The sequence below is a fragment of the Cohnella fermenti genome (genome assembly GCF_004801405.1).
GTDB classification, from domain to species: domain Bacteria; phylum Bacillota; class Bacilli; order Paenibacillales; family Paenibacillaceae; genus Cohnella; species Cohnella fermenti.
In genome coordinates this window covers 20,698-34,715 of sequence record NZ_SSOB01000045.1, presented here as the reverse complement: position 1 = coordinate 34,715, position 14,018 = coordinate 20,698, and the positions used below count along the sequence as shown (strand labels likewise).

6 protein-coding genes are annotated in these 14,018 nt (G+C 44.2%); all 6 read right to left on the bottom strand.

Annotated elements, in window-relative coordinates; genetic code table 11:
- Window positions 1-153: 153 nt before the first annotated feature.
- The 6 genes from E6C55_RS26590 to E6C55_RS26565 all read right to left on the bottom strand — a co-directional run bounded on the left by E6C55_RS26590 (window position 154) and on the right by E6C55_RS26565 (window position 13,778).
- A complete protein-coding gene (locus E6C55_RS26590; RefSeq protein ID WP_136372872.1) occupies window positions 154-819 on the bottom strand; it encodes a helix-turn-helix domain-containing protein in 666 nt (221 codons plus the stop codon).
- A 448-nt stretch (window positions 820-1,267) separates the two neighbouring features.
- Window positions 1,268-1,678 carry a hypothetical protein gene (locus tag E6C55_RS26585; protein ID WP_136372871.1) on the bottom strand — a complete coding sequence of 137 codons (411 nt, stop codon included), beginning with the start codon at window positions 1,676-1,678 and terminating at the stop codon, window positions 1,268-1,270.
- An 11-nt stretch (window positions 1,679-1,689) separates the two neighbouring features.
- On the bottom strand, window positions 1,690-7,050 hold the full coding sequence (locus E6C55_RS26580) for an RHS repeat domain-containing protein (protein ID WP_136372870.1): 5,361 nt from the start codon (window positions 7,048-7,050) through the stop codon (window positions 1,690-1,692).
- Window positions 7,051-7,065: 15 nt separating this feature from the next.
- Complete coding sequence (locus E6C55_RS26575) at window positions 7,066-9,447, bottom strand: S8 family serine peptidase (protein ID WP_136372869.1); 2,382 nt, start codon at window positions 9,445-9,447, stop codon at window positions 7,066-7,068.
- Between the two features lie 87 nt (window positions 9,448-9,534).
- Window positions 9,535-12,591 carry a glycosyl hydrolase family 18 protein gene (locus E6C55_RS26570; RefSeq protein WP_136372868.1) on the bottom strand — a complete coding sequence of 1,019 codons (3,057 nt, stop codon included), beginning with the start codon at window positions 12,589-12,591 and terminating at the stop codon, window positions 9,535-9,537.
- A gap of 242 nt (window positions 12,592-12,833) precedes the next feature.
- Window positions 12,834-13,778 (bottom strand): acetylxylan esterase, encoded by a 945-nt coding sequence (locus tag E6C55_RS26565; RefSeq protein WP_136372867.1) that lies wholly within the window; start codon window positions 13,776-13,778, stop codon window positions 12,834-12,836.
- Window positions 13,779-14,018 lie beyond the last annotated feature (240 nt).

The window sequence follows — 14,018 nt, the reverse complement described above, 5'->3', positions numbered from 1 at the left end:
GACATTTTGATTTTAACTTAGCAGCGCGGCGAAAGGAAGGAATCGATTGAAATAACTATGAATGAGCAAAAAACGGATGCAATACCCCAGTATTCGTATTCTAAAATATGGGACATGATTGTGCATGTTATAAGAAATGTGCCGTCGCACGATCTACTCCCATAGTAAATCATGCTTCTGAAGCAGGTGATAAAGCTCCTCATGGAAACTTTCCTCTTCCTCGTTAAACAACCCAACCCCTTTGGGTCCCATAAAGTACATCAGCGAGCCTACCGCCTCCAATCTCTTCAGATGTTTTTCCTTCCAGCGCTCCTCCATCTGCCCTTCTTCATTTTTTTCATTCAAAATCATGGTTAGCCTCTGTATCATTTCGGTTATCGGGCTATTCCCAGTCAATAGATATTCGTCATCGTATAGTTCGTTGAACATATCTCCGCGCAATGCCAGCAATGCTTTTTCAATCGCCAACTCTGCCCGCTTTAATTGCGTTTCAACCTCATGAGGGTCAACCCATACCTTCACTTCATACAACTTGCCGAATTCATCTCTGTCCTCGTACACGTCTTCGTAAGCGTCCTGCCGCGAGCGTTTCTCCAAATAATTTAGTTGAAGTTCGATTTCCTCCACTTTGGTCAATTCTTTCTGGAAATAGTGCTCCTTAATCTGAAAATAACGAGCCAGCGCCTCCTTCTTTGCTTGTGGTATCGGTCTTCTTGTACTGATCCAATCCGTGACCGTCGATGGAGTCAGCCCCAACTCCTTGGCCAAATCCTTATAGGTGATGTTGTGCAACGATGCAATGAACGCAAGACCGATCATCGTAACCCCTCCCCAGAAGACGTGTCGGAACGTCGTATTCACAATATATCACCAGACGTGCCACAACGTCAACCATTCAACAAAATATTTTTGCAAAGTAGAGTGGGGGACTGGTAATAGTGGCTGAATCATTCTTTTGATCTTGGCCGCAAACAAAGCCGCCGAACATCCGAGTATCGCCTGACCCAACCGCCTCACTATGGCTGGTTCCGAGCCGCGTGCAACTGCTTTCGTCAAGTTTATGTTTGCAGGCTGTTGACAGAAAAGCCAAAAGAGGGCCGCAACAGATTACCAATCGGCAACCTGTCACAGTCCCCAAAACCGCGTTCGACGCGGTCTCTCAGCGCTTAGTCTTCTCCCGCCGAAATCGGGTTACCCGCTAAGAAAATCCAGTTGTTACACTCGCATGTGGCTTCCAATCAAGGTTCATCTCGACTATTGATTCACACTATTGTAAATCGCTTATTCTTTCATCAAGACTTTGCATTAGTTCTTCGAAAACTTTTGGACTTGAACGGACATCAGAATAAACAAGAAAAAACACCTCTAATCCATAGTTCTTTTCAGTGGTACTTAATACTTTCTCGATACTCTGCAAATAGTCGATTTCCATACCGAATAGAATCTTCTCGTATTTCCCTCTAGTTTCAAGAACATACTCTTCCTTCTCATAATTATAAGACTTAATAATCTTATTTTCTTTCTTATTATCTCTAACCACTCTAAATCCGACACCTGCAAAACTACTTTTATCTCTCTTAAGCTGTAACTCAAAGTAATAACCATCGCGTTCAATAGGTAAATTTACATTTGAAAACATCAAACTACCAAGAGACACCAATGTTAATTCTTTAGGCATAAATTATTCTCCTATTCTATATTCCAATACTCAAGGTCTCTTTTATTAAACCACATACGCATTTGTTTGATAACCTCAGGAGCGTATAGTGCTTGAGGTTGAACGCCATGAAACTCTAAGGCCATATCATGTGCTTGATTGTATGAGTAGCCTTGATTCATCAACCCTAGTTCAGTAAGTTCATGTTCATAGAAGTCTTTATATGCTCCCTTTAACTCCTCACCATTATTAAGCATCTCCTCAATTTTATTCAGCATAACTTTATTTGGTGCGTAAGACATCCCATCAACATTATTAGTTAGATGGTTTTTTATTTGGGTTAGACCGAACTTAGAAGGCACTATTTTATTTATAGTCTTGGTTCCATTACTAAATAATGATTTAAACCATCTGCCTGCTTTTCCTGCGAATTGTGACGCTTTTATTTCAACAATTTCGGTTGCGCCAACCCCGTAAGCGATGCCTATATATGCTATAATCCTTGTCTTATCATCACTTGAAACAGATGGATCATTAAGTAATGCCCCAAGTTCTGCAGGTGTCATTTCACTTAATGGTTTTGTATAAGTGCATCCGCAACCCCCAACACCGCCCGCATCTTGAGTAAACGAATGTCCTGTTGGATCCCATCGAATTAAGGGATTATTAGCAACATACGTATAAAGGTTCAAACTCAACGGATTATCAATCTGCCCCTCATACGTATCCTCATTGATAAACCGTCCCACGCTCGGGTCGTACCAACGGGCACGCAGATATTGAAGGTTTGTCGTCGAGTCCCAATACTCTCCAGCATACAAGAAGGGGTTTGCTACTTGTTCATCGCGCTGTATAGGCGTTCCCCATAGATCGTAGGTATATTGATTCTGGATATGCCCTGTGGCATCAGTCAGGTATTCGATATCCCCGTGACCGTTCGCCATATAGTAGAACTTGTTGCCCCCGCTATCGGTTCGGTAACTAAGCCCGATTCCCCTTACGTAGCTGGCTACCTTAGTCACGGTTCCGTCTGAATTCACTTTGCCTTCGGCAATGATCTGATCGCCATCGTAATAATAACGGGTGGTCTCATTGTTCTCCACACGCTCTACCATCAGGCCATCACCATTATAACGATAAACAACTACTTCCTCATTTTCAACATCTACCGAAGTCAATTGGTTATACGCATCGTATTCGTAGTTCAGTTGGGTATTGCCTTCCAATGGTTCTGGCAAGACATCGGCTTGCAATGTTGCACGATTGCCGCGTGAATCATACGTGTAGACCTCATTGTTAAGGGTGGACGTCTCGATTCGATTCAGCGCATCATATGTGTAGTTCTGTGATGCGCCATTTTTGGTCGTCTTCGTGATATTGCTATTCGCGTCAAACTCATAGCTATACTGAACGGCAGACAAATTAGCCCCAGAGTAAGTCAAGGCACTTAACTTCAAGCCTTGATAGTAGTATTGAGATGTAATGCCGTTGCCTTGCGTAACCGTCTTTAACGATCCATTTCCATAATATCCGTATTGACTGTCCAACCCATCATTTATAAGCTTCAATCTGTTGCTTGTATCATATTGATAGGTAGACACGTCTCCGAACGGGCCAATCAACTGACTGACATTGCCACGGTTGTCCTGGTCATACTTCAACAGCTTTTGATCTGGATAGGTCACTTGGCGCAACAGACGTGTGTTTGGATCATAACTATAACCAGTCGTGCCTGTTGTGTCTATCATCAACTTGCGCAGGCCATCATCCGTATATTGGAATTCGGTTACGTGATCGCCATCCGACTGCGTCAATAGTTGATTTCTAAAATTGTACGTTGAAGTAAAGACACGATTCACTTCGTCCGTATAGCTCGTTACATTGCCATTGCCATCATAACGATATTTCTCTTGGGTTCCATCGCTTTTGGTTGAAGAGATCAATCGGCTCAAGGAGTCATAGACTTTGGTTGTAGCTGTTTGATCCGGATATTGAATGGTCTCAAGATTTCCTAAGAGATCATAGTGATAGCTCGTCACTTCATCCAATGGGTTAGTGACGGAGATTAGTCGACCAAGCATGTCATAGCCATATTGTGTTGTTTGGTTCTTGGCATCCGTAGCTGTCAGCATGCGGCCCGCGTAGTCATAAGTCATATTCTGGGTACTCAAGACTGCAGGCTTAGATGGCACTTCCGTGCTTATCTCCGTCGTTTCCGCCTGAATGGCATTGCCCATAACGTCCAATGTTGTTCTGACCAGATTGCCTAAGCCGTCGCCTTCTGTCTGCGTCAGGTCAATTAGATTGGTTTGCGTAAACGATTGACTACTCTCAGGATTCGGCGAAGTAATAATTGTCTTGGAACCAGAAGGAAGCAACTCGTAACTGTACTGCGTCAGATTTCCCTCGGCATCCTCCGTACTCTGAACTCGTCCGTATGCATCATATACATTTTTTTGTTTAGCCGTGTAAACACCACTCACATAAATGCCTTGCTGGGCTAAACGCCCAAGTGGATCGTAACGACTCTCCGTCTTAGCCCCAACTTCATTGGTTTGGGTAACGATATTTGTGTTGTCGTTATATTGAATTTGAATTGTTTTGAGGTTTGGATCGATAACTTTCTTAATCCTCCCCAACTTATCATACTCGTAATCTGTCCCCTGTTGATTCCCATCTACAAAGCGAGTCATCTGTCCGGTCGCCCGATTGTACTCTGCCTGAACAGATACGGTGAATGGATTCCCATCAATATCCGTCCCCGTATTTTGCTGACGCGTAAGAAAAGCACCACTGTATAAACTACTGTACTCAAAGTTAATAGCTACTTCCTTGTTTAAATCTTGCGCATCCTTCTTGGATGCTACCCGTATGACATTCCCATAGCTGTCGTAGTCATAGTCGGTCATCTGCAGGAGCGCACCGGAGCCGTTATTTTCCGTAACCGTTACCGTGTCCGGATCGTTCTTCACCGTTTTGGTAACAACCGTATAGAGACTCTTGCTGGCCGAAATCGGCTGAAGAATGGTCTGTACAAGATGTGTTCCCGGGAAATACGTATATTGGGTTGTCACGTTTTGCTCATTGGTGTGCGATGTCATATTGCCGCTATTATCATAAGTCTGGCTTGTCGATACCGTTCGAGTAGCTCCGGATTGCGTGTTTTTATACACGGTTGTGGAACTAGTCGGTGTCGGAAGCTTCCGTGTGCGATCATATATCTGACTTGTCGTTGTCTCCAAACCGCCTTGAGACTGTTTTATTTGCGTGGTGTAATAGACTTCGGGATTCGAGTCATCCAAGAAGTCTTTGTCATAGGTGTACGTCGTCTGACTAAGAATCGAGTCCACGACACTTGAGAACGTCATATCCGCCCCATAAGAGCTTTGGATGTCTCCGTTATACGTAAAGTTAACGCGATTATTAGGCTGGAATGTCGGCAATTGCGTGTCCGGATTAATCGAAACGATATGATCCTCTCGAGACTGGATTCGGTACGCCTGATTGACCGCACTAGAAGACAGATACCTCGTCACCGGTGAAGACTCATACGTATAATGTGTCTCAGCCCCGGTAGGATAATAGACTGTCTTCAAAAGAGCGTATCCGTTGCTGATTCCACCTGCAATATTGTTATTGATAACGTTATAACGAGTGTCGGTAGCCTGCTGATACTCGTAGCGTGTAACCCGATTCATCGAATCTGTCACACGGTCGAGCAATTCAATTGTGCTGCCGCTATTCTGTATAGAAGCCTTGGTTAGCTTGACCGTTTGATCGCCATAGGTAATTGTAACTTCAGAGGTAGTGTATTGAATCTGAATTTGATTATTCAATGGGTCCGTTATGCTTGTTAATAGATTCTGGCCATAAGTAGAATTGTACGAGTAACCGAAGTCGATGTAATTATCATAACTGTCGGTTATTTTGATGATTTGACCATTTGAATTAAAGTACTGTTTGAGTCCAGAAATATTGCTAAGGACATAGGAATAGGATTGAGATGCTTGATTAACCATAATTGTACCAGATTGGGAGGTGAAGGTAACATCATCATACGGGTAACCTTTTAATTGAGTCCCGTTGACTTCATACGTTCCTCCTCCGCTAAGATGCACATACTTGCCACTTTTAATATACGGAACATCCCAACTCCATCCCTTACCCAAAGGAAAGTGCGAATCTGAATAAGTCTTGCCAGCCGAATTGTACGCATGCCAAAATCCCGCAGCTTCGGGCACTACGTAAGAAGAAGAAGTTCCGCTGTCTACATAGTAACGAGGATATATATATTGGGTGTCATCCGTTCCAATGTCATAATCGATTAAATAAGTACCCGCGCCGGCAATGGGGTCGAACTTCGTTTGTTTGACTTGGTTAGCTTCTTCTAAGGTCTCATAGCTTCCATAAAAAATATCGGTATCGTGATAGGTACCAAGTAATTCTTCCCCAACTTTCTGAACACTTGCGCTCCCCAGTACGAAATAGTAAGTATCACGTTTTTTTATGTTATTTACGCATGCTGAATATTGTCCCAAATAGGATGGATGCTCAGACTGCAGTGAGGCAGCCAACGCCAGCGCATCGTTATATTTCACAGATGTCGTATCCAGTTGCCAATAATCCGTACTTATCCACTCGTTCACTAATACATTTTCGTTACAATCAGCATAATCTCTTGTATGTCTCATTTGAAAAACTGGTGCATATATTTTACGATAAATTGCCACCGTTCCATTAAACACAACATCATATACAATTTTATCATTATAGTACGTTTGACTAATCTCGAAATACTGAGAATCTGAAGTACTATAGTTGCGGGTTAAAGCGAAAGAAAGTCCATTTCTCCCTGGAAGAACAAAATCTGTGTTAGAGGCAGATAAACTCCCGTCTAACGGGGAAATAGATTCCTGATCATTGCTTACAGAGAAAGGGGCCATATCGAACGACAAATTAAGATTTTTAAGTGTAACCTCGCTAACCGGATTGGACAATGTAGCATCCGCAGCTATCATTGATGCATTATCCGGGTTGCCTACGTAGTCTGCTCCAACCTCGATCTCACTTGCATCCGTTGAACGGTTCAGGTTAGATTTATGCGCCTTACCTAGCGCTGTGGTCAACGTTACTTCTTCCGATTGTTGCCTTGCAAGCGCTCCGCTTATTTCATCAAGGGTATACCCCTGATTTAGCCATGCTTGAATATCACTTTCTTTCTTTCCATAGTCTCCGGCAAGTTGCGAACGTTTATTATATAGTTTTGTTGTTGTCGCCTTCTCTAAATGCTGTTGCCCCATCGTTTGTGCCCGACTTATCCCAGAAGGCCAAGAAGTCATTAGAAGGGCAGTTATTATTGAACACGTTACTATTTTTATAATGACCTTTTTCATTTCATTTCCTCCGATTTATGGCAAGAGATTTGAAGGTCTCGCTGTATGTATAGTTCCGTTGATAGAAAGAGGAATAGTGGCAGGAAGCGCACCTTTCCCTTCTGTAACCACAGAAATCTGGGAGACCAATGAATTGTTCGCATTTACCTGAATTGTATAGGTTGTGCCGGCAACTAACCCCGAGAACGTGTACACATTGGTTGTTACATTGTATGATAGGGTCCCCGTCGGTTTAATGATTATAACCGTATACGAGGTGGCACCAGACACAGCATCCCATTTCACTTTAATTGTATTCGTCGTAACAAATGAAGAGCTTAGTCCAGTTGGCCCTGCCGCTTTAGTTGTGTAAGCAGTCGTTACTGGCGATATTGCTCCAGAAGTAGAATCGTAAGGGTCGACCGCTTTGACCTGTACGGAATACGGAGTATTGGGGTTTAGACCACTCACTGTTGCTCCAGTGGTACTTACAGTAGAATACAACGCCCCGTCAATTAATATTTTGTAGTTGCTTACGCCAGATACACTATTCCATGACACATAGAAGGAATTCGCTGTCGCATTTGTAACAGACGGTGCATTAGGTGCAGTTAAGGGAGCCAATGTAGAGGCATAAAGTGGGCTTGAGATTACCCCCGAGTTGGAATCATCCGGATAAACCGCTTTTACCTGTATCAGATAGCTTGTTGACGGGCTAAGATTGCTTAATGTGTAACTTGTACCGGCTGTAGTTCCAACCAACGTACCACCTTTGAGGATTTTATAGGACTTAATATCATTTACTGGATTCCAAGTAAACGCAATACTTGTTCTGGTTCTCGTCCCGATGGTAACCGTAGGGGCTTCCGGTTCCAGTGCGAAGGTATTCGTTATCGTTATCGTTCCACCTGAATAAAAGAAGGTGAATTTTACATCATAAGCCCCCAAAGGCCATGAACTACTCGTTGAACAAGATAATGCCGGCGATGGGGCAGTACTGCCAACCGAGTATGAAGTTACGTAAGTTGCCTCACATTTGCGAACAGAACTCGGGCCATCTACCCCCACAACCAATTTGGTGTATTTTGTAACTCCAGCAGGGTAAGATGGGGTAGTCGTACTTAAATTAAACGAAGCTCCCCTAGTAATACTAGAAATGCTTACTTCACCTGCACCCGGGGCTTCCGGCAATGTATCATCACTAGAGTTGACATCGAACGGAGGCAAGGCAGAATCCACAACCCCCATCGCTTTGGCCAGATTAACAAGTCCGTGACCATATTCATGTGTCGTTCCTAAAACTGTAGCTGATGAGTACAACAAATTTTTGATACCGGCAACATCCATTTCCGGATACTTGGACAGCAGCACAGCCGCTGAAGCAGTGACGTGAGGAACTGCCATTGATGTCCCCGAACGAAACTCATAACCACCATTAGACGAAGTACTGTAAATATCCACTCCAGGTGCAACGAGATCCAGTTGACTCCCGGTGCTTGATAAATTTGCCCGAACATTGGATTGCGTTGAGGCTCCGACTGAAATAACTTCATCGAACAGAGCGGGATACATCTCTGTCTCCGTACCGGCCCCCAGATTCCCAGCCGCTGCAACCAGCACAATACCGGCATCATTAGCCTCTTGAATGGCTTGGTGCAGTGCTTCGGATTCGTCAGCTCCTGTAAAGCTCATTGAAATGATGTCCATATGATTTTCAATAGCCCATTCAATCCCTTGAATGACTTGCGCATAGGTCCCCGTTCCGTTTGCCTTCAGTACTTTGACAGCATAGATGGAGGCCCCTGGAGCAATTCCGACAATACCGGAATTATTGTCTTTGGCTGCAATTGTGCCCGCCACATGTGTGCCATGACCATTGTCGTCCGCGTACCCGGTCACACCTTCCACAAAGTTGGTACCCCCAGCTATGTTGAGGTCTAAATGAGAGGAGATACCGGTGTCAAGAATGGCGATTTTTACGCCATCCCCCTTCATGTCTTCATCCACTAGCATATTCGCGCCAATTGCAACATTCCCCCAAGAGAGGGAATCGACAATATCTCCCTCCCCTTCAGTTGCTGTGGATTCCGCAATTTCAATATTTTGAATAGACACTTCACTATTAGGTTCAATGAACGCTACATTGGCATCTGCTCGAAGCTGCGCGAGCTCTTCTTGATCCAACTCAACGATTATTGTATTTTGTTTTTGGAATTTACCTTTTTGTTGGTGTTTGACCTTTCGCGTTTTTAGAATATTTTGGGGTTGGGCGTTTTGTTTAAAGCTGATTAGGTACTCCTTCGTCGTTTTAGCAGTCGTTTGATTCGCCGCTTCAACGAATGAATGTGGAGCGACAAATAATAGTAGAGCGATTAACAATCCAATCGTAAAACGAAAAAACCTGATAGAGACCGTCATTTTACTTCCTCCATAGTGCAGATTATAAATTTATGTCTGATGATTATTCTTTCTCAGTTTTTCACACAAAATTAGAAATCACTTTTTTCAAGAACCTATCACTTTAATTTCCACTACGTTCCCACTATCGTCGTAGGTGTACTGGACTTCTCTACCGTCCGCATAAAATATACTATTCAATCGTTTGGTAATCAGATCATAGTTGTATTGAGCATAATTACCAATTGTCAACGTGTATGATTCTGATCCGAAATCAGAAGAGGTTTTACCATAAACGACAATATAATATACAGTGTTTGGCTGAACGCTAAATGTCATTTTGTCCATTTGCCCTACGTCAGATGAGCCTGCAAGCCAATTTGACCAGTTTGCCGTTTCGAAAACCTCAATATCGTAGTCCTTGCCCGTAGGCGACTTCAAGCTAACAGTAATCTTACCTTCTATTTTTGACATCAACGAGAAAATATCTTTATCCGATGAACTGGATAAGAAAGAATCGAATGATTTTCCAAATTGCACTCTCGTCGCGTCAATAAAAGTGCCATTCGGTTCATACGTGTCCCTCATAAGCATCCCGAACGATAACGTATACGGGTCTGGGCCGAACTCCGCGGAATCCTTCCCATACACAACGATGTAGTATGCCGTATTGGCCTTCACATTGAACGGCATGACATCCTCTTCGCCGACTCCGTCCTCGGAATCCGCCAACCAGTTCGACCAACTGGCCGTTTCGAACACTTCTACGTTGTAGTCTTTTCCCGTCGGCGATGTCAGGTTCACCGTAACCTGGCCTTCCGCCTCCGCTGTGAATGTGTAGATGTCCTTATCCCCTGCTACGGATAGATACGAGTCGTACGTATTCCCCAGCTCAACATTGACGGCCTGCGCTAACGTGCCATTCGGTTCATACGTATCGTTGATCCCTTCTTGAACCAATCCAAGAGAAACAGTATAGGGGGAACTGCCAAATTCAGATGGACTCTTCCCATACACAACGATGTAATAATCTGTATTTGGCTTCACACGCAACAATAAGCTGTCTTGCTGGCCTACTCCTTCAGATGATCCTGCGATCCAGTTAGACCAATTCGCTGTTTCAAATACTTCGACATCATAATCCTTTCCACTTGGGGATGTCAGATTTACTGTAATTTGCCCTTCACTATCGGAAGTAAACTTGAATATGTCCCTATCATTTGCTATCGATAGATAAGAAAGATATGAATTCCCGGGAGTAACTTCGACAGCCTCCGAAAACCTGTTATTCATTTCATTATCATCAATTAAGTCGTTATTGTTTTGAAATTCTAACATGGTACTGTTTACAAGCTCTATCTGATTCTCTGGCTCCAACCCTGTCATCACGGATTGCCAGAATTCCGGATCCTCATACCCTATTCTCCAAACTGCGACGCCTGCAAGATTATATTTCGATACAAGTTGGGTCTTTAATCGTATGCTTGTGTAATTCTCATACCACACTAAATGCTCATCCCCATTACTTCCCTCATAAGTAAAATAGGGGGATTGACTATCGGGATCCCAAGCATGATCGCCTTCAGCTACGGAGGATAGCCATAATATTTTATTCAGAGGCAGATACTCAGTATTGGAAGCATCATCTAAATTCCAATCAAAAGCATACGCATTTAGGCCCAAGAGAATCTTATCGCTACTAATCTTTCCTGAAATATAGTTCACTACATTGTCGACCCATTGATAACTAGCCACAGCTCCCGGCAGACTCCATGGCCCATGCTGGTCATAAGTCATCAACTGAACTTTATCAACGATGTTGCCTAATTGGGTTAAATCATATGCCTTGGTGTTTTCCTGCGTGCTGGTTGTTATTGATTCAACTGACACGATGACCTGAAGCCCGGCGGGTCTAAGCTCATTTACAAGTTCCTGAAGGAATTGTGTATACTGGTTTTTATATAGGGGATCTATCCCTTCAAAATCAATATTAACTCCTGTATATCCTTTCTCCGTCAGTAAAGAATATATGTTCTGGATAAGACTTCCTCTGAGCGTAGCAGAGGAAATAATCGTTTCAGCTAGTTCTGGACTAAAGGCATCATTTTCTCTATTTTGAAGTACAGCAAATATCTTAATCCCTTGTTCTCTCGAGTAGTCTAGTACTTCAACAGAATCCTCCCCTGTAATATCACCATAAGAATTTATGTCATAGGTTGCCGATAAAAGATTTTGTATGTATGAGCTATTTTCTTGAAGACGATCTACACTTTCTTGGTCGCCAGGAACATAATATCCATATATCTCCTTGGTCGACAAATCAGAAGTCGGTGACTCTTCCTGTAGAGCCTCGAAATGTAATGTATACGCTCCTCCTCCAAATACACCAGAATCCTTACCGTAAACTACAATGTAATAGGGAATGCCCGCCGTTACAGAGAACGTCATAATATCCTCTTGTCCTTCACCGTTGGTCGAATCCGCGAGCCAATTCGACCAACTTGCATTTTCAAACACCTCTACATCAAGGTCTTTTCCTGCTGGAGAAGTTAGATATACTGTAATCAGCCCTTCTGCCTCCGCAGTAAAAGTATAAATATCTTTGTCACCTGCAATAGAGATGTAAGATGTATATACTTCATCAGGTAATATACTTATAGCCTGATTTAGTGTGCCATTCGGTTCATAGTTATCATTTTGGATATGTCCAAAAGACAAAGTATAGGGTTCTAGATTAAATTCGTTGGCATCTTTCCCATACACTACAAAGTAATATGCCACATTAGGGCTTACAGGAATCGTAATGGCGTCAACTTGATCAGCAGTTTCAGTAGATCCTGCAAGCCAGCTAGACCAATTAGCATCTCCATATACTTCTACGTCGTAGTCCCTTCCCGCTGGGGATATCAGATTTACGGCGAAAAATCCTTCAGTATCAGCAATAAACTTATAGATGTCTATGTCTCCACTAGTTGAAATATAGGACGTATAGTTATTGTCAGGAAGTACGCTTAAAGCACCTTGAAAATCATCGTTCGGTTCAAAAGTATCTTGAATTTCTTCCTCGTCATTTGCAATTACTAATGGAGAAGATGAAAACAGATTTAATAAAATGACCAGTACTAATACAAATGAAATTCGAGTAATACTCTGCTTCTTTGACATATAGTGCCTCCAGAACCAATGAAATAAATATCAGTTCTAAATTATAAGGCTCAATAGGAATAAATTCCTTAAGAGAAATTGTTATTTTTTGTCGAATTTAATCGATAATTATCCCAATGACCATTTTTTTGTTTCCTCACAATGATTCCTTCAATCTATTGACAAAAAAAGAAGCCTATCGGCTCCCTCATTTCTGCATATGCATCGCTCTCTCTATGCAGGTACATATCAATATTTAGCCATCACGTTCTCCGTAGGAACTCCACCTGCTTGCCGAAGTGGTCCCCGCTTGTGAAGTGTCCGTTGTACGGATACACGATCAGCTCCTTGGGCGCCTCGATTCGATTGTAGACGGCGAAGATCGTCTCCGGCATGCAGATCGGGTCCTTCAGGCCGACCGATACGAGCAGCGGCGCCTTCAGCCGATCGCACAGGTTCAGCATGTCGAAGTAGCTTAGCGTGCGCAGCACCGTCTCGAGGTGCTCGGGCTGGCGCGAGACGAAGTCGGCCGCTTCCGTGAGCGAACCGCTCGACAACGAGATTCCGTAATCCATGTGGCACATGTTCGGAATATCCGCAATCGTCCTCGCCGGCAGGTCGCTGAGCGCCGAGACGATAAGCGACAGGCCGCCTCCCTGGCTGCCGCCGACAACCGCGATCCGCGAGGCGTCCACTTCGGGCTGGCGGGCCGCCCATTCGAGCGCCTTCAGCGCGTCGATCGCGATCGCGCGATAGTAATGCTGCTCGGGGTCGAGCAGCCCTTGGTTCATCCATCCTCGCGTCATGCCGTGCGTCTGCGGAAGCAGATTGCCCGTCTCCCCGCCCTGGCCGCGGATGTCGATGGCCATGACGGCATAGCCGGCGAGCAGCCAATTCGAATAGCTGTCCGGAGTGCCCTTGCTGCCCGTGTAGCCATGATAGAGAACGACGCAAGGATACGGCCCTTCGCCTGCGAACGCCGGGGTCAAGTACCAGCCGTGGATCGGCGTCCGGTCGTAGCCCTCGTAGACGACTCGGTGGTAGTTGATATAAGGAGACAGGCCGGACACCGCTTCTCTCGTATCGTTAAGAGGCCGCTGCTTCGCTTCGCGCAGGGTTCTCTCCCAGAATTCGTTCAAGTCGTCCGGCGTCGTTCGGTCCGGCTTGTATTGCTGCAGCTCCGCCAGTCTTCGCTCCAGATAATTCATAACCGCTTCATCTTCCCCTCTGCCATTGTTTTTTCGCTACTACCTATCTTACTAGATTTTATCGATTACGGAAGACGCAATGTCCGTTCCGCCACGTCCATTCGACAATAAATTCGTTCAGGAACGGGCAAATAGCGACTCCCGGCCTACGTTTCCCTCCGGCATCCGACAGACTTCTTTAGATACAAATTGTATCATTTAGAAAATCGAGACTTCCAGGTCCGAAAGGAGAAACGATCG

Bases quoted from the DNA above. Each gene is read 5' to 3' on its own strand.
- E6C55_RS26590 (WP_136372872.1), bottom strand. From the start codon at position 819: ATGATCGGTCTTGCGTTCATTGCATCGTTGCACAACATCACCTATAAG.
- E6C55_RS26585 (WP_136372871.1), bottom strand. From the start codon at position 1,678: ATGCCTAAAGAATTAACATTGGTGTCTCTTGGTAGTTTGATGTTTTCA.
- E6C55_RS26580 (WP_136372870.1), bottom strand. From the start codon at position 7,050: ATGAAAAAGGTCATTATAAAAATAGTAACGTGTTCAATAATAACTGCC.
- E6C55_RS26575 (WP_136372869.1), bottom strand. From the start codon at position 9,447: ATGACGGTCTCTATCAGGTTTTTTCGTTTTACGATTGGATTGTTAATC.
- E6C55_RS26570 (WP_136372868.1), bottom strand. From the start codon at position 12,591: ATGTCAAAGAAGCAGAGTATTACTCGAATTTCATTTGTATTAGTACTG.
- E6C55_RS26565 (WP_136372867.1), bottom strand. From the start codon at position 13,778: ATGAATTATCTGGAGCGAAGACTGGCGGAGCTGCAGCAATACAAGCCG.